We start from the raw sequence: 21845 nt of genomic DNA, 5'->3' as shown, positions 1-21845 counted from the left end.
CCTTGACAGAAGTGTTCTTAGTTTGCCTCTGTCGTCAGCATGGAGACGCGGCGCGACAGAGTCAAGTACGCTTGACCTATGTCATGGACCGCGACGGACCGCTATCGGTTACGCACCGCCCCCTCGGGGCTGGCGCTCGTTCAGGACTTCCTCAACACGAAGGCGATCAAGACGTACGGCCTCGACCTGCTGAGCGACGCCGACCTGGCTCGGCCTTGGGCCGCCGAGGCGCTGGCGGAATGGTCGCGGGCCCGGGACGCCGAGGTGCCCGAAATCACGCTGGGCCCGGGTGACCTTCGCGCGCTTCGCGAACTGCGAGAGACGTTCGTTTCGCTCGTGGACGGCGACGACGTCGTTGTGGAAAAGCCGATCAAGGCGGACCTGGCCCTGCGCGACGGCGTCGTCCGGCTGTTCCCGTCCGGCACCGGGCGGCAGTGGCTCACGTCGGCGCTGTGGACGGAGACGCTGCTCGCGCAGCAGGCCGGGATCTGGCCGCGGCTGAAACTGTGCCGTCTCGACGGCTGCCGTTCGGCGTTCTACGACGTCTCGCGCAACAACAGCGGCGTCTGGCACGACGTGCGCACCTGCGGGAACGTCGCGAACCTGCGGGCGGCGCGGGAGCGGAAGAAGGCGCTCAGCTGAACGAGGCCAGCGCCGACGGGATCGGGATCTCGCCGCCGATGACGTCGAATCCCTGGTTCTCGGTGAGCGGCTCCTCCAGCGTGGCGACCAGGACGGCGGCGACGTCCGCGCGGGAGACGCGGCCCGGTTCGAGGTGACCGGCGATCTTGACGTGGCCGGTGGCCTGGTCGTCGGTGAGCGTGCCGGGGCGGACGATCGTCCAGTTCAGGCTCGAACGGCGGAGAACACTGTCGGAGATCTGCTTCGCCATCAGGATCGACCGCACCAGGCGATCCCCCTGGTCCGGCGAATCCGCGAACTGCGCGGAAAGCTGCACGAACCGCGACACACCCGCCTTCTCGGCGGCGCGGATCGCGGTGATCACGCCGTCGCGGTCGACGAGGTCGACCGAGGCCTGATCGGGATCGGGCGCGCCGATCGCGTTGATCACCACTTCGGAACCGGCGAGGGCCTCGACGAGGTCTTCCGCGTCGGCGGTGACGTCCGCGACCACGGTTTCGGCGCCGAGACCGGCGACCTCCTCCGCGCGGCGACGGCTGCGCAGCCCCGCCCGCACCTGATGGCCCCGCCCCCGCAGAAGCCGGACCACGTGGATCCCCGTCCGCCCCGACGCTCCCAGCACTGTGACCCGCATGACACCGAGTCTGCCCGAAGGCGGCCTCCCGTGCCTGCCGCCGCAGTTAGTCGACTAACTGCGGAAGTACATGAAGGCCCCCTTCCTGTACGCAGGCGCAAGGAAGGGGGCCTTCATGTACTTCGCTGGGGTTAGAGGATCTCCGCCGCCGAGCCGACGTCCGGCAGCCCGCCGACGTCGGGGTTCAGCTCCCCGGCACCGACGAGTTCCGCCTTGACCTCGTGCGGTTTGATCCGCCCGTCGCGGATGTCCTCCGCGTAGTGGCAGGCGACCCGGTGCCCGGCGCCGATCTCCCGCAGCTGCGGGCGGTCGGTGTCGCACAGGCTCTGCTGCTTCCACGGGCATCGCGTGTGGAACCGGCAGCCGGACGGCGGCCGCGCCGGCGAGGGCAGGTCGCCGGCGAGCAGGATCTGCTCCCGGTTGTCCTCCACCGTCGGGTCCGGCACGGGGATCGCCGAAAGCAACGCCCGCGTGTACGGGTGCAGCGGGTTCTCGTACAGCGTGTCGGCGTCGGCCTCTTCGACCAGTGAGCCGAGGTACATCACGCCGATCCGGTCGGAGATGTGCCGCACCACCGCGAGGTCGTGCGCGATCACCAGGTACGTGAGCCCGAGCTTCTCCTGCAGATCCTCCAGGAGGTTGACCACCTGCGCCTGCACCGAGACGTCCAGCGCGGACACCGGTTCGTCGGCGACGATCAGGTCCGGCTCGACCGCGAGCGCCCGCGCGATGCCGATGCGCTGACGCTGGCCGCCCGAGAACTCGTGCGGGTACTTCCGCAGCGAGGACTCCGGAAGACCGACCGCGGCAAGGAGTTCGCGCAGCCGCTTGGCCGTCGTCTCCTTGTCGTCGGCGAGGCCGTGCGCCTTCATTCCTTCGGTCAGAATGGATTCCACCGACTGCCGAGGGTCCAAAGAGGACATCGGGTCCTGGAAGACCATCTGCATCCGGCGGCGGGCCTTGCGCAGGTCCTCGCCCTTGAGGCCCGCGACGTCGGTGCCGTCGAAGACGACGTTGCCGTTCGTCAGCTCGGTCAGCCGGAGGATCGCCCTGCCCAAAGTGGACTTCCCGCAGCCGGATTCCCCGACCAGACCGTAGGTTTCGCCCTTGCGGATGGCCAGATCGACGCCGTCCACGGCGTACACGTACCCGACCGTCCGGTCGATCACGATGCCGCGTTTGATCGGGAAGTGCACCTTGAGGTCGTTGACCTCGAGCAGCACTTCCTGCTCCGGTACCGCGTGCGTCATCGGGCCCCTCCTCGTGCGGCCACGGCCGGGATCACCGGGTTGTGGCAGCGCAGCAGTCCACCGCGATCGGGGGTCAGCTGCGGTGAAACCTCCCGGCACACGCCGAGAGCGTTCGGGCAGCGGGGCGCGAAGGCGCAACCACCGTCCCACGGGATGTTGTCGGAGACGGATCCCTTGATGGGGATCAGTTTCTCGCCGCGGCCCGCGTCGAGCCGCGGGATCGAGGCGAGCAGGCCGTGCGTGTACGGGTGCCGAGGCTCGGCGAACAGCGCGTGCCGCTCCGCCCGCTCGACGATCTTGCCGCCGTAGAGCACGTTGACCTCGTCGCAGAGTCCGGCGACGACACCGAGGTCGTGCGTGATCATGATCAGCGCGGTCCCGGTGTCCTGCACCAGTTCCCGCAGCAGCGCGAGGATCTGCGCCTGGATCGTCACGTCGAGCGCGGTGGTCGGCTCGTCGGCGATGAGCAGCCGGGGACGGCAGGCCAGCGCGATCGCGATCAGCGCGCGCTGCCGCATTCCGCCGGAAAGCTGGTGCGGGTACTCGGAAAGCCGCCGTGTCGGGTCGGGAATGCCGACCTTGTCCAGCAGTTCCGCCGCCTCCACCGACGCCGCCTTGCGCGACATCCCGCGGTGCCGCTCCAGCACCTCCGTGATCTGAAGGCCGATCGGGATGACCGGGTTCAGCGAGGACAGCGGGTCCTGGAACACCATGCCGAGGTCACGGCCGCGGCGGTCCCGCATTTCCTTGTCCGACAGGCGAAGCAGGTCGGTGCCTTCGAACGACACCGAACCGCTGACGTGGTTGCCGCGTTTCGCGAGCAGCCGCATGATCGCCAGCGAGGTCACGGACTTGCCGCACCCGGATTCACCGACGAGACCGACCGTCTGGCCGGGTTCGACGTCGAAACTGACCTCGTTCACCGCGGTGAACGGCTTCTCGCCGCGTCGCTGGAAAACGACCTTGAGGTCGCGTACTTCGAGGAGTGCCATCAAAAATCACCGCCTGTTCTTCGGATCGAGGGCTTCCCGCAAGGACTCGCCGAGCAGTGTGAACCCGAGCGCGACGATGATGATCGCGATCGCCGGGTAGTACGCCAGCTCGGGGCGGATGTCGAGGAACTGCCGAGCGCTGCGGCTCAGCATGATTCCCCATTCCGCCCGGTTCGGGTCCGGGTCGCCGAGACCGAGGAACGACAGCGCCGCCGCCTCGAGGATCGCGGTCGCCAGGGTCAGCGTGGCCTGCACGATGACCGGGCCGAGCGAGTTGGGCAGCATGTGCCGCACCACGATCGCCCCGCGTTTGACGCCGAGCGACGTCGCCGCGAGCACGTGGTCGCTGTTTCTCTGCGCGAGCATCGAACCGCGCAGCAACCGCGCGAAGATCGGCACGCTGACCATCGACACCGCGACGATCACCGTCCACTGGCTCGGCTTCTGGAACAGCGCGGCGACCGAGATCGCCAGCAGCAGCGACGGCACGGACAGCATGACGTCGACGAGCCGCATCAGCACGGTGTCGACCCAGCCGCCGAACGCACCGGCGAGGCCACCGATGATCATGCCGACCACGACGCCGATGATCGTCGCGAGCACACCGACCAGCAGCGTGTTCTGCGCGCCGACCAGCAGCCGCGAAAGGTAGTCGCGGCCGAAGTCGTCCACGCCGAGCGGGAATCCGGGCTGAGCGCCCGGGATGATGCCCTGGCCGAGGATGACCTGGCTCTGCAGATACCGCTCGTAGGGATCCTTCGGCGCCAGGAGCGGCGCGAAGATCGCCACCAGCAGGAACAGGCCGGTGATCACGGCGCCGGTGATGGCCACCGGGCTCCGCATCATCCGGCGCAGCGCCTCGCCACCGAGGCTGTGCCCCTTCGCCGACGAAGCCGCGAGCTTGTCGATCGGCTCCTTCTTCTTGTTCAGCAAAGTGTTCATCGGACACGCACCCTCGGGTCGATGAGCCCGTACGAGACATCGACCAGCATGTTCACCAGCACGTAGACCAGCGCGCCGAACAGCAGCAGCGCCTGCAGACGTGGGTAGTCACGCCGCTCGATGCCTTCGGCGAGCAGGAAGCCGAGGCCGCGGAAGTTGAATACCCGCTCGGTCAGCACGGCGCCACCGAGGAGCGCACCGGTCTGGAGACCGATGACGGTGACCACCGGCAGGAGACCGTTGCGGAGCACGTGACGGCGCCGCACGATCGGCTGGGTCAGGCCCTTCGAGTTGGCCGTGCGGATGAAGTCCTCGTTCAGCACGTCCAGCACCGAGGCCCGGGTGATCCGGACGATGACCGCGAGCGGGATCGTGGCCAGCGCGAACGCCGGGAGGACCAGGTGGGTGATCGCGTCCCAGGCGGCGTCCCATTCCTGGGTGATGATGCCGTCGAGGACCGCGAACCCGGTGACGGTGGTGGCGTCGAGACCCGCCATCTGACGGCCCTGCGAGGGAAGTCCCAGCGGGGCGGCCAGCAGGTCCTGCATCATGTAGCCGAGGAAGAACACCGGGACGGCGACGCCGACCAGGCTGAGCACGATGATGACGTTGTCGACGGGCCCGCCGCGGAAGCGGGCGGACAGGTAGCCGAACGGGATGCCGAGGCCCACCGCGATGAGCATCGCGCAGAAGCCGAGCTCGATCGTGGCGGGAAGGAAGTTCCCGATCTCCGACATGACCGGCTGGGCGGAGACCAGCGAGTTGCCGAAGTCGCCGGTGATCGCCCGGCCGAGGAACTTGAAGTATTGGACGAAAATCGGATCGTCGAGGCCGAGAAGCTTGTTCAGGTCGGCGATCTTCTCCGGGGTCGCCTTGTCACCCAGGAGGGCGCCGGCGGGGCCACCGGGCAAGGACCGGAGCCAGGCGAAGATCAAAATGGACAGGATCAAGAGCGTCGGTATCGCTTGTAGCAGCCGACGCACGAGAAAACGGAGCACGTGCGTTCCTTTGTTGCCAGCCCGGGAATGGGCCACAGGGGGCGGGCGCGGTAGCGCCCACCCCCTGGTGGCTCAGTGGTGGTGGATCAGTTGACCGTGACGGTGTAGAAGCGCTCGTCGGTCAGCGGGCTGGCCACCAGGCCCTTCACCTTCGGGCCGACGACGATCGCCGGGGGGCCGTAGGAGATCGGGATGGCGGGCAGGTACTCCATGATCTTCTGGTTCACTTCCTGGTACGCCTTGGTGTGCGCCTCACCGGCGGGCGCGGCGTCCGCGGCCGAGATGGCCGAGAACAGCTCCGCGTTTTCGAAGCCGAACTCCGGCTTCTCGCGACCGAAGAAGGTACCGACGAAGTTACCGGCGTCGTTGTAGTCACCGGTCCAGCCGAGCAGGTGCACGTCGTGCTTGCCCGCCTTCTGGACGTCGTCCTTGTAGCCACCGTTCCACGGCTTGGCGACCGGCTCGACCTTGATGCCCATGGCCTTCATGTCCTCGGACAGCGAGGTGAAGATGTCGGCCGGGTTCGGCATGTACGGCCGGGTGACCTCGGTCGGGTAGTAGAACTTCAGCGTCATGCCCTCGGCGCCGGCCGCCTTCAGCAGGTCTTTCGCCTTCTGAAGGTCGTAGTCGTACTTGGTGACGTTCTCGTTGTAGCCGTCGATCGCCTTCGGCACGAACTGCGTCGCGGTCTCGGCACCCTCGGGGAGCTTCGACTTCACGAACTGCGCCCGGTTGAGGCCGTAGGCCAGCGCCTTGCGGACGTTGGGGTCCTTCAGCTTCGGGTTGTTCTTCTGGTTGATGCCCAGGTACAGGATGTTGAACGACGGGCGGATGAGCACCTGCTCGCCGTCATTGCGCAGGAGGCCGTAGTCCGCGGGCGACGGGTAGTCGTAGCCCTGGATGTCGCCGGCCTTGAGCGCCTGCTTGCGGGCGTTCTCGTCCGGGATGACCTTGAAGACCAGCTTGTCGAGCTTGGCCGTCTGGGTCGGCGCGTCGGTGGCCTTGACCAGCGTGATCTCACCCTTGGCCTGGTCCCAGCTCTCGAACTTGAACGGGCCGGTGCCGGTCGGGTGCTTCAGCGCGTACTCCGGGTAGGAGAACGAGTCACCGCTCTGGGTGACGGCGTCGGCGTTGTACTTCTTCAGCGCGTCCGGGCTCTGGATCGAGAACGACGGCAGCGTGAAGGCCGCCGGGAAGGCGCCCTTGGCCTTGTTCAGGTTGAGGACGGCGGTCGCCTCGTCCTTGACCTGGCAGTCCTTGAACACCGGGGCGCCGGAGGCGTCACCCTCGTTCTTGGCGAAGCCCTCGAAGACGTCGCCGTAGTAGATCATCTGGCTCTGGGCGGCGGCGCCCTTCATGTTGAACATGCGGTTGAAGTTGAAGCAGACCGCTTCCGCGTTGAACGGGGTGCCGTCGTGGAACTTGACCCCCTTCTTCAGGGAGAAGGTCCAGGTCTTGCCTTCGTTGCTGCCTTCCCACTTCTCCGCCAGACCAGGCTCGAGGTCCGCGGTCCCCGGCTTGTTCATGATCAGCGTGTCCATCATCTGGCGGATGATGCGGAAGGTCTCACCGTCGTCGTTGAAGAGCGGGTCGAACGTCTTCGGGTTACCGGCGGCACCGAAGACCATGGTGCCTCCCGAGCCACCCCCTGCGCCTTCTTCACGCTTCGATTCGGCACAGGCGGAAATGGAGACCGCGAGTGCGCCGGCAAGCCCGATCAGGGCCACACGGCGTGCTCGGGTCACCCGCAGTTGCTGCATCTGGCACCCCTTGAGGAGATTTTCGGTGTTTAGGCACCGTCCGGTCGGTCGGAAAGTCGAGCTCCACGGACGATCGGTGTGCCCGCCGACACTAGCGGGAACTCAGCCCGCACTTAAGCACGCGAGGTTACGATCGCGCTACACGACGGCCAATACGACCGCAAAGTGTCCGCAATTCTGGACGGAGTGTAATCAATTCCCGACCACTAACGCGCAGAGTGCCGGGTCACTGACTCAAATGGGTGCTTACCGCTACAACCAATGGGTGCCGGGCGAAACAAGACACCGGCAGGACATTGGGCGGGTCTCGTGAGTGGTAAGGACGGTTCTAACCGTCCTTACCACTCACGAGAGGTGACCACGCGATCCGCCGCGGCCCGGGTCCCGTCGACGGCGAACCACCCGCGCTCGAACAACTGCCAGCGCCGCAGTTCCGCACGGGAGCCCTCGCCGTCACGTTCGACGCCGCGGTCCAGACGTTCGGCCTCGCTCCCGCCGTCCAGCCAGGTCAGCAGGGACAACGACGGCCGCATCCGCGCGCGGCCACTGGAAACGCCTTCCAGCACCAGCACTTCGGGGACCGGGATCTCGACCTCTTCACCCGGCAGTGGGACGCCACTGGACCAGTCCACCCGCCGGTACCGGCCGGTCCGGCCGGCGCGCAGCGGTTCCAGGGCCCCGGTTTCCAGCCGCGGCCACCACGAAACGGGTTCGTCCCAGGTGGCGAACTCGTCGGTGCTCACCAGCGCGACCCGGACGCCTCGACCGGCCAGTTCGGCCACGATCTTCCCGGCCAGCGTGGACTTCCCGGAGCCGGACGGGCCGTCGACGGCGAGCACGCGGACGGCGCCCAGCCTCGGCGGGACCGCGAGCAGGGTGTCGATCAGCGTGCGCGTGCGGGGCTCACTTCGGGGAGCCCGTTGACGTTGTCGGGAGCCGCTGTCTTGGCTTCGAGTGCCGCGACGCGTTCTTCCAGCTCACGCTGGGCGTCGGCGAGTTCGCAGCGAAGCAGCGCGATCTCCTCGACGGAGGTCCGGACCTCTTCTTCGAGATGCCCGACCTCGGTCGACAGATGCAACGCGACCAAGGCCAGCACCACACCGGCCATCAGGAACACGAAGTTCGACGGCGTCTGCATACCGGTGACGTCGGCGAGGAAGTCTGCGGCCTGCGGAACGAGCGCGAGCACCACCACGCCCACGGCGAGGAACAGCCAGACACCCGCGTACTTCTCACGCAGCTTCCGCCGACGCATCATCTCGAGGACGACGAACAGCACCAAACAGGCGATGACGATACTGAGAATGCGCCAGCCAGCCATGAAAGCTCCTTTACGCCGAATCCGACGAGTCGACAGCCGGTCGACGGCGCATGAGCGCCAGCAGCAGAGCGAGCCCGGCCCGACCGAGATAAACGGCCGATTTCACCGGCGAATGGCTCGGAGTGCCACCCGCCCGCTCCCGCATGATCACGGGGATTTCCTTGATCTTCAGTTCGGCGCGGATCGCCATCACCAGCGATTCGACCGTGTCCCCGAGGTACTCGGCGGGGTAATACGCGGCGAACAGCCTGATCGCGCGGGGGCCCATCGCCTTGAAACCGGACGTGACATCGGTGAGCCGGGTCTTGCCGAGCCGGGAGAACACCAAGGACAGCGCGACCATCGCGTACTTCCGCGGGCCGCTCGCCTTGTAGGAGCCCTTGCCCGCGAACCGCGAACCGATCACGATGTCCGCGTCGTTCAGCCCGTCAAGCAGGGCCGCGACCTCATCGGGGTCGTGCTGGCCGTCCGCGTCCACCTGGACCACGACGTCGTAACCGCGGGCGGCGGCGTACCGGAAACCGGTGCGCATCGCCCCGCCGACGCCGAGGTTGACCGACAGGCGCGCGACCTCGGCGCCCGCGGCGCGGGCGAGGTTCGCCGTGTTGTCGACGGAACCGTCGTCGACCACCAGCACGTCCATCCCCGGCAATGACTTCTTGACCTGGGAAATGACCGCGCTGACACTGGCCTCCTCATTAAGAGCAGGCATCACGATGAGTACGCGACGCGTGGTCACGGACGTACTGGACACTGGATCACTCTATCCTCTTACTGGCCGTGAGCGGTGTCGGCCCCGGTGGTCGCGCCGGAATCGACCACACCTTGCTGACCTTCGATTTCGTAAACCGAGGCGTCCGCGTTACCGAAGACACGCTTGAAACCCGGAGTAGTTTCGATGCGCTCGAAACCGACCGGGGTCTGCAGTTTGGGGGAAACCTTGCCGTTGCCGACGAGCACGTACCGCACCTTCAGATCGGTGAGGGTCTGCCGGACACGTGGCTCTTTGTCGATGTCGTTCAAGAACACGCTCAGGTAGCCGGCCTTCGTGGAGAAGGCGGCCCCGTAGTTGGACCATTCGACCGGCTGGACCCCGGTGAGGGCGTAGAGCCACACCGATCCGTCGATCTTGTTGTTCATGACGCGCTCGCCGGGCACGGTGTGCGCGCCGAGCCAGTTGTAGGCCTCCACCTCGCCCTTGCTGACCGAAGGACCGTCGCCGTAGTGCATCGCCACGCGGGCGGAGTTCCGGCCGATGTACCCGCCCCTGCTCAGCACGCTCACCACCAGCCCGATCAGGATCACCCCGAGGACGGTCAGCGTGACCGGGTTGAGGCCCGGCTTCCGCTGCCCGATCTTCTCGGCGGCCTTGGCGGCCACAGCGTGCACGAACACACCGAACCCGACGGCACCCGCCAGCGGGACAAGCGCGCCGAGCCGCCAGTGGTCGTTGTAAAACGGCCCGGTCAGGGTGTGGATCAGCGGGGTTTCGAGCGAAACGGTCGCCGCGAACAAGCCGCCGAGGACGACGTAGGCCCCTACCAGCCACACCATCTGGCGACGGCGGGCGAGCAGGACCACACCGATGATCGCCGGGACACCGATCCACCACTGGGGGAACGCGGCCATCGGCGAGAACGTGATGGTCTGCCCGACGGCGCCGGACACGGTGGTCTCCGACGCCCAGGAGGCGGCGGTCACCCCGCTCGCGTTGTACAGCGCCGGCAGCACCATCGGCAGGCCGAACACGGCCGCGAGCATGATCGTCGCCACCAGCGAGGGCGCGCTGCGGCGCCAGTCGATCGCCTCGAGACGGAACAGCACCGCCAGGAGGATCAGGACGAAGTAGACCAGGATCACGAAGATCAGGCTGGTGTGCAGCCCGGCCAGCCCGGCGACGCCGATACCGATCGCGACCGGCCCGGCGATCCCCTTGGGTTTGATCAGCAGGCGGGTCAAGGCGAGCATCGCGGGCACGAGCGCCACGCCGGCGACGTACGGCCACAGCGGGCCACGCCACAGCGAGTCGTACGGGAAAGCGGTGAACCAGGTGGACACCGCCGCCGCGGCGGCGGTCGCGAGGACCGGCACCCCCCACGCGCGGCACATCGCCGCGACACCGAACGGCAAGGTCAGCACGACCATGAGCGCCGCCAGGTTCAGCGTCGGCATGATCGTCAGGCCGCTCTTGCCGAAGACCAGTGCGAGCAGCGCGTGGTAGGTGTCCGGGTAGAAGTAGTCGGTCTGGTTCGGCAGGTTCGCGATGGTGCCCACGGTCGAGGGCCGGGCGTCGCCGTGCTCGGCGATCCAGCGCACCAGGTTGGCGTGGAACGGCGCGTCCCAGTCCTGCTGGATGTTGTTCAGGTCCCGGTTGCCGCGCAGGAACGTCACCGCGCCGACGACGAGACCGGCCAGCACCCCGCCGCCGATGAGCAGCTGGTCGCGGACAGAGCGCGCCGGCCGCTCGTCCTCTTCCCAGTCGGGATGGCGCCGCCGCGTGTACCTGGCCACGGCGTAAGCCAGCCCGAAGCCGACGGCGGACACCACCAGCGTCCAGAGCGCCACGTTCAGCATGGTCCAGCGGATACCGAGGGTGCCGAGCACCGGGACACCGATCGCGACGACGCCGAAGGTGAGCAGGGGCGCGGCACCCGCGAGTGTCCAGCCTCGAAGCCGGATCGCGGCGCCGAACAGCAGGCCCGGCAGCCAGAACGCGAGCATAACGAGGAGCACGTTCATCGAATTCGCTGTCCCAATCTCACCGGCGCCCGGCACCGTCCTGTCCGATTCGGCCCGGTGGGTCGCACCTTACTGGGCCGCTATGAAGACGTTTCAGCGGCGCCCGGGGTTGTCCCCGGGGCCTTGCGGAGCACGAACGCGACCACGACCGCGAGACCGAGCGTCGGCGCCACGGCCAGTGCGACGACCGCGCGGAACACGGTGTCACCGGGCAGGAACAGCAGGAACAGAGAGGCCGTTCCGGTGACCACGGTCCAGGTGATCAGCACGAGACGTGCCTGCGTCCTGGCCACGAGCACGGCCGTGAGCAGCTGCATCGGCACCAGCACCACCGAAGACCAGACCAGCCCCGCGACCGACCAGCCGTCGACGTCGTAGCCGGGGCCACTGACGAACCGCACCGCCCACGGACCGAGCCACAAGCCGACCAGCGCGCCGAGCGCGGCGAGCGCCAACGAGGCCACGACGCCGAGGGCGAGCACGCGTTGCAGGCGGTTCCGGCCCTCGTCGGTGGTCGACAGCCGGACGACGAACGGCACGACCAGTGACTGCACCGGTCCGATCAGGGTCAGCGGCAGCCGGGCGATGACCAGCGCGGCGAACAGCGCGCCGACCCTGGCACCGTCGTCACCGGGGGCCAGCAGACCGACCAGCGCGGGGTAGCCGGTGATGACCGCGGACGTCAGCGCGGCGCCGACCAGCAGCATGCCCATCCGGCGGGAGGTGACACCCCAGCCGTCGCCCTCCGCTTGCGGGTCGATCAGACGGCGGGCCGGGCGGGCGAACAGCAGCCAGGCGAACGAGCCGGCGGCGACCGCGATGGCCAGCGTGACGACGTTGTAGGCGACGGCCACGAACAGCACGCCGAGGACGAGCGCCCGTACCGCCGGTTCGGCGATCACGAGCAGCGAGAAGGGCTTGACCTTGTGCTGTCCGATCAGGAGCCCTCGGGTGCCGAACTGGAAGGCGAAGGCGACACCGCCGACCAGCACGATCAGCCCCAGCGTCCAGTCACCGCGGAACAACCGGTCGTTGATCGGCGGGATCAGCAAGGCCAGTGAGAAGACCGCCGCGACGACCGCGCCGACGGCGACCGCTCGCAGCGCGGGGCGGCCTGCCCTGCCCCCGTCCAGCGCCGCGACCGCCGACTGGCGGGACAGCTCCTGTTCCAGCGGCGAAAGTGTGCTGCCGAGCCCCATCAGCAGACCCCAGAAGGTGACGAAGACCGCGTACTCCTGCGGGGGCAGCAGGCGCTGGCAGGCGACGGTCAGGACGTAGCCGAGACCGATCGACACGAGCAGCGAGCCGCCGAGGCTGCCCGCCGTCGTCCGGCCGCTCCGCGCACCGGCCTTCGCGCCCGCTTCCTCCACGCCCGCGGAACTCATCGGCGCCGGAGCCTGGCCCGGACGGCCATGGCCAGGCCACGCAGGACACCGGCACCGAAACCACCGGCGAACACCGGCAGCAGCTTGGTGACCGCCTTGGCCTCCGGGCCGGTCGCGCCGCACTTCTTCACGACTTCACCCGCCGCGACGGCGCCGAACACTCCGGCGGCCAACGTCGTCTTCGGCTTCTTCTTCGCGAAGGCGAGACCGGCCACTCCGACGGCCAGCGCGCCGAACAGTGCGTTGCGGGCCGGGCCGGGCGAACCGATGTAGGAGTCCACATAGGTCGTGCCGCGGAAGTAGGCCTGCTGGGCGAACTTCTTGAACGAGTCGCGCCCGTTGTAGACCGCGTTGAATTCGGGGGCCAGCCAGATCCGCTCGCGTTCGGCGATCCAGCGCAGCATGCGGGTGTCGTCACTCGCGAAGCGAATGTCGTCGAAGAGGGAGACGAATGCGGTGATCGAACCTTCGAGAAGTTCACGCCGCGCGCAGAAGAATGTCGTCCCCTTGGGATAAACATCGAATTCCTCGATGCCGTAGGACGTCAACCGCGGATTCGCGAAATACGCGCGCCAGGGAACCTTCACGAGTCCCGCCATGAAACCGGCGTACGGATTGTTCTCGGAGGCGACGTCGATGTGACCGTTCCAAACCGCGCGCTCGGGGTGGTCCGAGAGCTGTTCGCGCAGGAAGGTGAGGCTGCCCGGGCCGATGATGACGCGGCTGTCGAGCAGCGCGATCCACTCGCCGGACGACTTCGCGATGCCCGCGCCGCGCGCTTCGAAACGGCCTGAATTGGCCTGGCTGAGCACGGTGATGCCGTGCCGTTCGCGCAGCTCTTCGAGCTTCACCGGGGTGGCGTCGGTGCTGCCGTCGTCCACGACGACGACCTCGATCGGCCAGTCCGCCGCCTCGGCCGAAGCGAGCAGCGCGCCGACACTGCGTTCGATCCAGTCCTGTTCGTTGTAGACAGGGATCACGACACTGAGCGAGGGGACGAGCGTATTCGCACTCACGGTGCCGAGGCTACCCGGCAGCCCCGGCGGTGGGTCGGTCAGTATCCTTGGGCCCTCCGCACCCGACTCGAGAATGGGCACTCACGGTGATTTCCTTCATCCTCGGCACCACCGCGGAACTGATCAAGATCGCGCCCGTCTATCACGGGATCGTCGAGCGCGGTATGCGGCCGAAGATCTGGTTCACCGCGCAGCACGTCGACGAGGTGGCCGACGTCGTGGCCGACCTGAACCTCCCGGAACCCGATCTCTGGATGGTGCCGCGGGACAAGGCCCACAATCTCGAGTCGCCCGCGCAGGTGCCGGGGTGGGCCGCCCAGGTGCTGCGCACCGCGTGGAGCCGCCGGGAAGAACTGCGTGCCGAGCTGACCGCGGACGGCCGTCCGCCGCTGGTCCTCGTGCACGGCGACACGTTCACCACGCCCTACGGCGCGCTGATCGGGAAGCGGATCCTCAAGTCGCGGGTCGGGCACATCGAGGCGGGCGCGCGATCGGGCAGCATCCTGTCGCCGCTGCCCGAGGAGCTCAACCGCAAGATCGCGGCGAAGGTCGTGGACATCCACTTCGCGCCGACCTCCCGTGAGGTGAACAACCTGCGGAACACCCGCGGCGTCGTGATCGACACCGAGGCGAACACCGCGATCGACTCGATGCGCCTGGCCATCGGCCAGCCGCTGGTGGTCGAGGACCTGCCGGAGAAGTTCGGCCTCGCCACCCTGCACCGTTTCGAGCTGCTGTCCCGGCCGGACAAGTACCGCGAGGTGCTGGAGATCCTGCGTGAGGAAAGCCGCAAGATGCCGGTGCTGTACATGGCGGGCGCGCCGGAGCGGGAGAAGCTGCGCGCACTCAAACTGGAGCACCTTTTCGACGACCGCTTCATCATCCGGCCGAAGTTGCGGTACCTGAAGTTCCTGCCGCTGGTCGCGCGCGCCGAGTACGTCGTGACCGACTCCGGCGGCCTCCAGGAGGAATGCGGCTACCTCGGCCTGCCGTGCGCGGTGCACCGCAACCGCACCGAGCGGCACGTCGGCATCGGCGCCAACATCGAGCTCACCGAGATGAGCGGCGACAAGCTGCGCGACTTCCTCGACACCTACACCTCGCGTCGCGGCGACAACTGGATGGACAAGTACCACCCGTCCGAAATCGTCGTGAACACGCTGGCTCAGCTCGGCTACTGCTGAGCCCTCCGGCCACGCGCTCCAGGCGCGTGGCCGGTTCCGCCCGCCTCAGTCGGCCGACGCGTCGCAGGCCGTGATCCGGTACAGCTTGAACGTGCCGCCCTGGTCGATCTGGCGGAAGCCCTCGCCGGTCGGGTAGGTCAGCCCGTCCCACAGGTTCCCTCGCGGGATGTCGTTGGTCAGCAGGTAGCGGACGTTGAGCCTGTCGGCGATTTCGCAGACCCGCGGATCGGTCGCCGCCTTGCTGAGATTGCGGGCAAGGTAGATCTGGTCCGCGGTGAGCCTGCCGATGTTGAGCTGGGGGAACAGCACCTGGCGACCGCTCAGCGCCATCACCACGGGGCTGCCGTTGTACGGCATCTGGGCCACGATCGTGCCGGGTTCGGTTCGTTCGCCGATCCGCTCGAACAGCGCGTGTTCCTCCTGGTTGACGAGCGGATCGACCTTGGGATACGCGCTCAGCACCCGGTTGCGGTGATCGATGAGATTCAGTCCGCCGGTCGCCACCAGCGCCAGGACGACGACCACGGGGAGCGCGGCGGCGGAGGCCCGTGCGGCCATGACCCGCCGGTGCTCCAGGAAGCTCACCGACGAGAGCCACGACCGGACCGCGGCCACCACCGCGATGGTCCCGATCACCGCGAGCGGGACTCCGGTGATCGGGATCATCGCCGCGAGCCGGTGGGAGTCGGTGTACCAGAAGCCGGTGAACACCCGGCGCCCCGCGCCCGGCACTCCCGCGGCCAGCACGTAGAGGCCGACCGAGATGGCGTGCGAGGCCACCAGCCACCGCCGGAACCGCTGCCTGAAGCACGAGACCGCGCCGATGATCACGAGGACGGCCAGTATCCAGCCCGCGCCTCGGCCGTTCGTCGCCCCGGTCAGTGCCTCACCCAGCGCGTGCGAAGGTGACTCGAACGGCGGCGATTCCGCGTTCATGGTGCCCGAGAACAGCCCGGATTTGACGACCACCAGCCAGTAGCCCGGAGCGGCCAGCACGATCGGAGCCGCCATCAGGGCGGCGGTACCACGACGACCGGCCCGGTACCGCCGGATCGACGCCCTGGCGAACCCGACGAACACCACCGGCACCGCGACCGCCGCCAGGCTGATCACCGCGTTCGGGTGGGCGATCGTCACGGCCACGCCGAACATCGGTACGAGCAGCCACGCCCGGCCGCGGCCGATGGCGTCCTCCGTGGCGAGCTTCGCGACGGACAAGAGGGCGGCCAACGCGGCGGGCACGAGAGAAAGGCCCAGCAGGTTGGGCCAGAGGATCCCCCAGCCGAGCATTTCCCACGGGAACGCGCCGAAGGCGATGCTCATCAGACCGGCGAGCCCCAGCGCCGTCCGCGACGGCCCGGCGAGCTGCCGCATCAGCAGGACACAGCCCAGCGGCCAGATGACCAGCGCGATCGAGATCGACAGGATGTTCGCGGCCGCCGGCACCGACCCCCCGGTGATCATGACGAACAGCGAAGCCAGGTCGTGCCAGGCCGCCGGGTAGAACCCGTGGGCCCGGCCCGGCACGCCAAGGGTATCGATCATGAGCGTGGACGCGTCGCCGGTATTGAGGATGTTCGCGATCGCGTTGTAGTGGAACGCGGAGTCCTCGGTTTGGATCAGTTCTTCGGGGCCGCGGATCGACAGGCGCACGGTGAGCGCGCCCAGGAGGGCGGCTCCGGCGAGGCCGAGAACCGAAGCGCCGACGACCGGCCAGCCGTCGCCCGCCGCCGGCCGCGGCAGCCGCTTGCGGAGCGGGACGACCACACAGGCGACCACCACCGTCAAGCCGGCGAAGACGCCGAGCACCGGCAACGGAGACCAGGCTATGCCGAGTTTCGACGCGGCCATCGCCGTCAGCACGACCACGGCCACCACGACGACCGGCGCGAGTGCGACGGCCGTCAGACGGCGCAGGCCGAGCAGGTACGTGATCGGCAGACCCGGCAGTACCAACAGCGACGCGCACAGCAACACGGCAGGTATCGCGGCAAGCCAATCCATGGCGGAATTCCTCGCTTATCGGCCCTGACGCACGCATCCGGATACACGGCGAACTGTCGCCGTCCGATCGGCAGGCCGACGCAGATTTTTACACACGGCGGCAGGCACGGGTTTACCGGGATCTTGCCTTTCACGCAGCGTGGCGACCCGAGTACGACCTGGCGGACCCGCCTGGCCGGAGCGCCGTTGCCTGCCGAGCCCGCCGGTCCGTGTCCTCCGCGAATACCGCTAGCAGTTTCCGAAGTCGCCCGGCGGAACCCAGGGCGTACCCGGCCAGAAGATCCGGCCCTGTGGCCGGTATTGCTTACCCATCACGTTGTCCCAGCTGGTGGGGCCCATCTGGTGGTCGAAAGGCTTGTAGCGATTCCAGATCTGGTGCTTGCGGTCCCGCCAGTAGCCGCCCACATTGTCGGGGAAATCGGTGATTATGTAACCCTGGTATTCGTCCCTGCGGACCACCGTGTTGCCGGCACCGTCGACGTTCGCGTCGGCGACGAGGATCGCACCGGCGACATGGTCGACGTTGTCCGCCACCCCGTCACGCCGGCGTTCCCGGTGACCGATGGTGCTCTGCGTCCGCATGTAGTCGGGCCCGACGTGGTCGATGATCGACCTCACCATGCCGACGAAAGTGGCCTTGGTGTACGCGGGGCGGTGATCGATCGGCCGGGCCACATAGGAGTCGTCCCGCACCATCCGGTAAAGGTCCCCGCAATTGTCCTCCGGCCCGGCGGCCGCGTGGATGTAGGTGAAGACGAGGTGCACGTTCGTCCCGTTGAGGTGATTGACGGCGACGGGGTGACCACCGAACCGCATTTCCTCGTAGGTCCACGCGTTCGGCACCCGGGCCGCCTCGGCGTAAGCGGCGCGCACACCTTGGATCCGCGTGTCCGCGTAGTCCATACCGCAGGGGTGGTGGCTTTCGCAGGGCAGCTCACCCGCGGTGAGGTAGGTGACCCAGACGTTGTAGCCCGCCTGGATGTCCGACGCGATGTCGGGGTTCATGAAAAGCAGGTCGTCGTCCTGGTGCGCCGCGAAACTCAACGTCGTCGTGATGTCGTCGGCGACCGCGGCCGGGCTGTGCGTCGCGACGAGTGTCGCCGCGATCAGTGCCGCCGTGACCGCGGACCGCGCTCTTCGTGCTCTCATGACGTCTTTCCTCTCGGTTCAATGGTCATCGGCCCGTCCGGGGCAGATGGCTGACGCGCGTGAAGGCCCCCTTCCCTCGGCTGAGCCGAGGGAAGGGGGCCTTCACGCGCTAAAAGCTAAAGCGCCCGCCGGCCCGAAAGCGCCCGGCCCAGCGTCAGCTCGTCCGCGAACTCCAGGTCACCGCCCATCGGCAGACCGGACGCCAGCCGCGTCACGGTCAGGCCGGGGAAGTCGCGAAGCATCCGCACGAGGTACGTCGCGGTCGCCTCGCCTTCGGTGTTCGGGTCAGTCGCGATGATGATCTCGCTGATCTCCGCGCCGCCGATCCGCGCGAGCAGCTCCCGCATGCGCAGCTGCTCCGGCCCGATGCCGGACAACGGGTCCAGCGCGCCGCCGAGCACGTGGTAGCGGCCCTTGAACTCGCGCGTCCGCTCGACGGCGAGCACGTCCTTCGGCTCCTCGACCACGCAGATGACGGTGAGATCGCGGCGGGTGTCGCGGCAGATCCGGCAGGTCTCCTGCTCCGAGACGTTGCCGCAGACCTCGCAGAACTGCACGCCTTCCTTGACCTTGCCGAGCACTTCCTGCAGGCGCGCGATATCCGCGGGATCGGCCGCCAGCAGGTGGAAGGCGATCCGCTGCGCGCTCTTGGGACCGACGCCGGGCAACCGCCCGAGTTCGTCGATCAGATCCTGGACGACACCCTCGTACAAGCTAGCCGCCGAGCCCGGGGAAGCCGCCGAGATCCGGCATCCCGCCGCCGAGGCCGCCGGCGAGCGGGCCGAGCTTCTGCTCGGTCAGCTTCTGCGCGTTGGCCGAAGCGTCCCGCACGGCCGCGACGACCAGGTCGGACAGGGTCTCGACGTCGTCGGGGTCGACCACCTTGGGGTCGATGGACAGCGACTTGAGCTGGCTGTCGCCGGACACGGTCGCGGTGACCAGGCCGCCGCCGGAAGTACCGGTCACCTCCGTGTTGGCCAGCTCTTCCTGGGCCTCGACCAGCTTCTGCTGCATCTGCTGGGCCTGTTGCATGATCTGCGACAGGTCGAAGCCGCCACCGGGTTGCACCATGATCCGATCGGTCCTCTCCTGGAAAATCCCGTGCCGCCTACCAGCCTAGCCGTCACGCGTGTGGCACCGTGGGCGCCGTGCGACGACGGCTGGGCCTTGTGGTGGCGATCGGATTGACGCTGTTCACGGCGTGCGGGGTGGACACCCCCGCGTCATCACCGTCGAGTCCGGCCCCGCCCGGCACCACGACGGTCCTCACCACGCTTCCGCAGCCGAGTCCCACGACGAGCGCGCCGCCTTCGAGCGCGCCGCCGCCTACGAGCACGCGGCAGCCGAAGACGGGCAAGGTCGTCGTGCTGGATCCCGGGCACAACGGCGGGAACTCCGGCAAGCCGGGCGAGATCAACCGGCAGGTCCCGGCGGGGCGCGGGAAGACAAAACCGTGCAACACCACCGGAACTTCGACGAATTCCGGCTATTCCGAGCACGCGTTCACCTGGGACGTCTCGCAGCGGATCTCGCAGGCGTTGGCGGCCAAGGGAATCCGCGTCGTCCTCACCCGGCAGAGCGATACCGGCGTCGGGCCGTGCGTCAACGAACGCGCCGCGATCGGGAACGACGCGCAGGCGGACGCGGTCGTGTCGATCCACGCGGACGGCTCGAATTCCGCCGGGGCGCACGGTTTCCACGTCGCCTACTCGGCCCCGCCGCTGAACGCCCAGCAGGGCGAGCCGTCGGTGAAACTCGCGACGGCGTTGCGGGACGGTCTCCGCGCGGGCGGCTTCCCGACGTCGACGTACCTCGGGTCGAACGGGCTCGCCCCGCGCGCCGACCTCGGCGGGCTCAACCTCTCGACGCGGCCCGCCGCGCTCGTGGAGTGCGGGAACATGCGCAACGCCGCCGAAGCGGCGGCGATGGCGAGCGAAGAAGGACGTCAGCAGTACGCCGCCGTCATCGCGAAGGCCATCGAGGACTACCTCGCCGGGTCGTGAGTGGCAGCAGTGGCCGCAGGTCCGTGAGAGTCGCCGCTCTCGTCCCAGGTACACCAGTGACCACAACAGGCACAGCGCCCGCGCGTGAAGGACACCTTGCCCAGTACATGAAGGCCCCCTTCCTTGCGCCAGGCGCAAGGAAGGGGGCCTTCATGTACTTCTGGCGGGCACCGGCGCTCCGATACCGAGCCCACCGAACACCTAGAGAGTGTGGCGATTCCGGTTAGGGCTTGAGCAGCGCCGGACTGCCGGTGATCCCGACGGAGCCCGACCCGGTTTCCGGCCGCGTCCCGTCCAGGAGTTCCACGGTGCCCGGGGCGGACAGCCGCGCGGCGCCGACGGGCGCCCACGCGATCCGGAACTCCTCGCCGTCCCGCTCGAACCGGCATTGCCACAGGTTCTCCGGCAACCCGGCCCGCGTGCCCGCGCCGCAGGAGCGGACCTTCGCGCCGTCGAGCCAACGGCCGAGCCGTCCGACGTGGGCGGCGGCGCGGGTCGGCGGCCCGCCCGCCGGTTGCAGCACGATCGGCACGCGGTCGCTTCCCCAGTTGTAGAAGTACATCCGCTTGAACCGCGCGTAGAGCCCGGTCAGGAAGAAACGGGCGGCGTAGTCCGCGGCGACCGCGGGATCGACCGGCGGTTGCAGCGGGACGTCGAAATCGGTGCCGGTGCTCCACAGGTTCGCGTGCCCGTTGGTGCGGTGGAAACTCCGCTCGACCTCGTCCGCGAGGGCGAGCATGGTCTCGGGCGGATCCGCCATCCGGCCCGGGTGCAGTTTGACGGCGGCGGCGTCGCAGCTTTCGTAGCCGCGGAGTTCGCCGAACCGCTCCAGGACCAGCCGGGCCGTGGGATCGCCGAGCTGCCCCATCGACGGGCAGACCACGACTGCGCCGGGATCACCCGCCCTGATGATCCGGCTCGCCCGCCGGACCATCTCCACCAGCCGTTCGACCGGACCGGTGAAGTACTTGGGGTGGTTGGCCATGTCCCACAGTTCGTAGGACTCGATCCGGCCGCGGTACCGCTCGACCACCTTCCGGACGAACGTGTCCCAGTCCGCGAGGTCGTCGGGCGGCGCCGCGCGGGAGCCGTCCGGGTAGGCCGACGGCGGTCCGCCGGGTGCCGCCCAGCCGGGTGTGCCGCCGAAGACGAACAGCACCGGGAGCCCCGCCCGGCCCGCGCCGTCGACCAGTCTGTCCAAAGTGGACCATCGCGGCCTGCCGCGCTCCGGTTCCAGGTTCTGCCAGCGGGTCCCCGAATCCCAGAGCCGGACGGCGCCGACCCCGAACGACGGCATCAGCCCGGTCTCGCTGTTCGCGGTCACCCCGAAGAACTCCTTGCCCACCGGGGCCGGAAGATCCGTCCACATCGGGGCGTGGAACGTCCGCGCGACCGGCTCCGCCGCCGGCACGGCGCTCGCCCCGACCAGGGTGACCATGACGAGCGAGGCCACCAGCGGCCACCATCCGATCGGATGGCGGGTCTTGGGCGCCGTCACCGGAGCGGGCGCGGGAGGCGCGGACGCGACATCTCCCCGTGCCGCGTCCGCGCGTTCCCACAACCGGAAGAGCGCCGCCAGTTCGTCGCGCCCCGCGTCGCAGGCCGTCGCGATCCGTTCCAGTGGCCCGAACGCGGCCGGGACACTGGCACCGCTGCAGTAGCGGTGAACGGTCGAACGGCTCAGATGCGCCTTGGCGCCGATCCGTTCGTAGCTGTGGCCGCTACGCCGTTTCAGCCCTTCGAGCAGTTCCGCCAAGGCCCGGCCGTGTCCTCCCCCTGCCATGGATCCCTCCCCGCGTGTTGCCTACCAAGCGTCACCGACGGAC

Annotated in this window: 20 protein-coding genes; 3 read left to right on the top strand and 17 right to left on the bottom strand. The window is 68.4% G+C overall.

What is annotated here, in order from left to right:
* The first annotated feature begins 78 nt into the window (after nucleotides 1-78).
* A complete protein-coding gene (locus DMH01_RS25530; RefSeq protein ID WP_125679723.1) occupies nucleotides 79-642 on the top strand; it encodes a CGNR zinc finger domain-containing protein in 564 nt (187 codons plus the stop codon).
* On the opposite strand, the gene DMH01_RS25525 is transcribed toward DMH01_RS25530, so the two are convergent.
* The 12 genes from DMH01_RS25525 to DMH01_RS25470 form a co-directional block, all read right to left on the bottom strand.
* Nucleotides 635-1276, bottom strand: coding sequence for an SDR family oxidoreductase (locus DMH01_RS25525; protein WP_125679722.1), 642 nt, complete (start codon nucleotides 1274-1276; stop codon nucleotides 635-637). The two genes, DMH01_RS25530 and DMH01_RS25525, sit on opposite strands and share 8 nt — an antisense overlap.
* A 131-nt stretch (nucleotides 1277-1407) precedes the next feature.
* A complete protein-coding gene (locus DMH01_RS25520; protein WP_125679721.1) occupies nucleotides 1408-2526 on the bottom strand; it encodes an ABC transporter ATP-binding protein in 1119 nt (372 codons plus the stop codon).
* Nucleotides 2523-3518 (bottom strand): ABC transporter ATP-binding protein, encoded by a 996-nt coding sequence (locus DMH01_RS25515; RefSeq protein ID WP_125679720.1) that lies wholly within the window; start codon nucleotides 3516-3518, stop codon nucleotides 2523-2525. The genes DMH01_RS25520 and DMH01_RS25515 overlap by 4 nt, the downstream gene beginning before the upstream one ends.
* 6 nt (nucleotides 3519-3524) lie before the next feature.
* Complete coding sequence (locus DMH01_RS25510) at nucleotides 3525-4460, bottom strand: ABC transporter permease (protein ID WP_125679719.1); 936 nt, start codon at nucleotides 4458-4460, stop codon at nucleotides 3525-3527.
* Nucleotides 4457-5458, bottom strand: a complete 1002-nt coding sequence (locus DMH01_RS25505; protein ID WP_125679718.1) for an ABC transporter permease — start codon at nucleotides 5456-5458, stop codon at nucleotides 4457-4459. Before DMH01_RS25505 ends, DMH01_RS25510 begins: the two co-directional genes overlap by 4 nt.
* Nucleotides 5459-5544: 86 nt before the next feature.
* Nucleotides 5545-7086, bottom strand: a complete 1542-nt coding sequence (locus DMH01_RS25500; RefSeq protein WP_125679872.1) for an ABC transporter substrate-binding protein — start codon at nucleotides 7084-7086, stop codon at nucleotides 5545-5547.
* Nucleotides 7087-7556: 470 nt separating this feature from the next.
* A complete protein-coding gene (locus DMH01_RS25495; RefSeq protein WP_125679717.1) occupies nucleotides 7557-8105 on the bottom strand; it encodes a uridine kinase in 549 nt (182 codons plus the stop codon).
* Nucleotides 8102-8539 carry a DUF2304 domain-containing protein gene (locus DMH01_RS25490; protein ID WP_034314607.1) on the bottom strand — a complete coding sequence of 146 codons (438 nt, stop codon included), beginning with the start codon at nucleotides 8537-8539 and terminating at the stop codon, nucleotides 8102-8104. The genes DMH01_RS25495 and DMH01_RS25490 overlap by 4 nt, the downstream gene beginning before the upstream one ends.
* A gap of 10 nt (nucleotides 8540-8549) precedes the next feature.
* Nucleotides 8550-9293 (bottom strand): glycosyltransferase family 2 protein, encoded by a 744-nt coding sequence (locus DMH01_RS25485; RefSeq protein WP_255432104.1) that lies wholly within the window; start codon nucleotides 9291-9293, stop codon nucleotides 8550-8552.
* A gap of 17 nt (nucleotides 9294-9310) precedes the next feature.
* Nucleotides 9311-11278 (bottom strand): DUF6541 family protein, encoded by a 1968-nt coding sequence (locus DMH01_RS25480; RefSeq protein ID WP_125679716.1) that lies wholly within the window; start codon nucleotides 11276-11278, stop codon nucleotides 9311-9313.
* An 80-nt stretch (nucleotides 11279-11358) separates the two neighbouring features.
* Nucleotides 11359-12663 carry a lipopolysaccharide biosynthesis protein gene (locus DMH01_RS25475; protein WP_125679715.1) on the bottom strand — a complete coding sequence of 435 codons (1305 nt, stop codon included), beginning with the start codon at nucleotides 12661-12663 and terminating at the stop codon, nucleotides 11359-11361.
* Nucleotides 12660-13679, bottom strand: coding sequence for a glycosyltransferase family 2 protein (locus DMH01_RS25470; RefSeq protein WP_125679714.1), 1020 nt, complete (start codon nucleotides 13677-13679; stop codon nucleotides 12660-12662). The genes DMH01_RS25475 and DMH01_RS25470 overlap by 4 nt, the downstream gene beginning before the upstream one ends.
* An 86-nt stretch (nucleotides 13680-13765) precedes the next feature.
* Between DMH01_RS25470 and DMH01_RS25465 the strand changes: the two genes are divergently transcribed.
* Nucleotides 13766-14863, top strand: coding sequence for a UDP-N-acetylglucosamine 2-epimerase (locus tag DMH01_RS25465; RefSeq protein WP_125679713.1), 1098 nt, complete (start codon nucleotides 13766-13768; stop codon nucleotides 14861-14863).
* Nucleotides 14864-14908: 45 nt separating this feature from the next.
* On the opposite strand, the gene DMH01_RS25460 is transcribed toward DMH01_RS25465, so the two are convergent.
* The 4 genes from DMH01_RS25460 to DMH01_RS25445 all read right to left on the bottom strand — a co-directional run bounded on the left by DMH01_RS25460 (nucleotide 14909) and on the right by DMH01_RS25445 (nucleotide 19087).
* Complete coding sequence (locus DMH01_RS25460) at nucleotides 14909-16867, bottom strand: DUF6541 family protein (RefSeq protein ID WP_125679712.1); 1959 nt, start codon at nucleotides 16865-16867, stop codon at nucleotides 14909-14911.
* Between the two features lie 228 nt (nucleotides 16868-17095).
* Nucleotides 17096-18016 (bottom strand): PIG-L family deacetylase, encoded by a 921-nt coding sequence (locus DMH01_RS25455; protein WP_125679711.1) that lies wholly within the window; start codon nucleotides 18014-18016, stop codon nucleotides 17096-17098.
* 116 nt (nucleotides 18017-18132) lie between these two features.
* A complete protein-coding gene (gene recR / locus DMH01_RS25450; RefSeq protein WP_005166260.1) occupies nucleotides 18133-18729 on the bottom strand; it encodes a recombination mediator RecR in 597 nt (198 codons plus the stop codon).
* Nucleotide 18730: 1 nt separating this feature from the next.
* Nucleotides 18731-19087, bottom strand: coding sequence for a YbaB/EbfC family nucleoid-associated protein (locus DMH01_RS25445; RefSeq protein WP_007035126.1), 357 nt, complete (start codon nucleotides 19085-19087; stop codon nucleotides 18731-18733).
* 68 nt (nucleotides 19088-19155) lie between these two features.
* Here DMH01_RS25445 and DMH01_RS25440 point away from each other — a divergent pair, with 68 nt between their 5' ends.
* Nucleotides 19156-20019 (top strand): N-acetylmuramoyl-L-alanine amidase, encoded by an 864-nt coding sequence (locus DMH01_RS25440; RefSeq protein WP_370323552.1) that lies wholly within the window; start codon nucleotides 19156-19158, stop codon nucleotides 20017-20019.
* A gap of 223 nt (nucleotides 20020-20242) precedes the next feature.
* Here the strand turns inward: DMH01_RS25440 and DMH01_RS25435 are convergent, their stop codons facing one another.
* Nucleotides 20243-21802 (bottom strand): helix-turn-helix domain-containing protein, encoded by a 1560-nt coding sequence (locus tag DMH01_RS25435; RefSeq protein WP_125679710.1) that lies wholly within the window; start codon nucleotides 21800-21802, stop codon nucleotides 20243-20245.
* Nucleotides 21803-21845 lie beyond the last annotated feature (43 nt).

The sequence above is a fragment of the Amycolatopsis sp. WAC 04182 genome (genome assembly GCF_003947465.1).
In the GTDB taxonomy this organism is placed as follows: Bacteria; Actinomycetota; Actinomycetes; order Mycobacteriales; family Pseudonocardiaceae; genus Amycolatopsis.
The sequence above is the reverse complement of the archived record's forward strand: the minus strand, read 5'-3'. Positions and strand labels throughout refer to the sequence as shown.

What these genes read in the sequence shown, in the direction of transcription:
- DMH01_RS25510 (WP_125679719.1), bottom strand. Translation starts at nt 4,460, where the DNA reads ATGAACACTTTGCTGAACAAGAAGAAGGAGCCGATCGACAAGCTCGCG.
- DMH01_RS25460 (WP_125679712.1), bottom strand. Translation starts at nt 16,867, where the DNA reads ATGGATTGGCTTGCCGCGATACCTGCCGTGTTGCTGTGCGCGTCGCTG.
- DMH01_RS25475 (WP_125679715.1), bottom strand. Translation starts at nt 12,663, where the DNA reads ATGAGTTCCGCGGGCGTGGAGGAAGCGGGCGCGAAGGCCGGTGCGCGG.
- DMH01_RS25480 (WP_125679716.1), bottom strand. Translation starts at nt 11,278, where the DNA reads ATGAACGTGCTCCTCGTTATGCTCGCGTTCTGGCTGCCGGGCCTGCTG.
- DMH01_RS25520 (WP_125679721.1), bottom strand. Translation starts at nt 2,526, where the DNA reads ATGACGCACGCGGTACCGGAGCAGGAAGTGCTGCTCGAGGTCAACGAC.
- DMH01_RS25455 (WP_125679711.1), bottom strand. Translation starts at nt 18,016, where the DNA reads ATGAGAGCACGAAGAGCGCGGTCCGCGGTCACGGCGGCACTGATCGCG.
- DMH01_RS25500 (WP_125679872.1), bottom strand. Translation starts at nt 7,086, where the DNA reads ATGGTCTTCGGTGCCGCCGGTAACCCGAAGACGTTCGACCCGCTCTTC.
- DMH01_RS25525 (WP_125679722.1), bottom strand. Translation starts at nt 1,276, where the DNA reads ATGCGGGTCACAGTGCTGGGAGCGTCGGGGCGGACGGGGATCCACGTG.
- DMH01_RS25530 (WP_125679723.1), top strand. Translation starts at nt 79, where the DNA reads ATGTCATGGACCGCGACGGACCGCTATCGGTTACGCACCGCCCCCTCG.
- DMH01_RS25490 (WP_034314607.1), bottom strand. Translation starts at nt 8,539, where the DNA reads ATGGCTGGCTGGCGCATTCTCAGTATCGTCATCGCCTGTTTGGTGCTG.
- DMH01_RS25445 (WP_007035126.1), bottom strand. Translation starts at nt 19,087, where the DNA reads ATGGTGCAACCCGGTGGCGGCTTCGACCTGTCGCAGATCATGCAACAG.
- DMH01_RS25515 (WP_125679720.1), bottom strand. Translation starts at nt 3,518, where the DNA reads ATGGCACTCCTCGAAGTACGCGACCTCAAGGTCGTTTTCCAGCGACGC.
- DMH01_RS25435 (WP_125679710.1), bottom strand. Translation starts at nt 21,802, where the DNA reads ATGGCAGGGGGAGGACACGGCCGGGCCTTGGCGGAACTGCTCGAAGGG.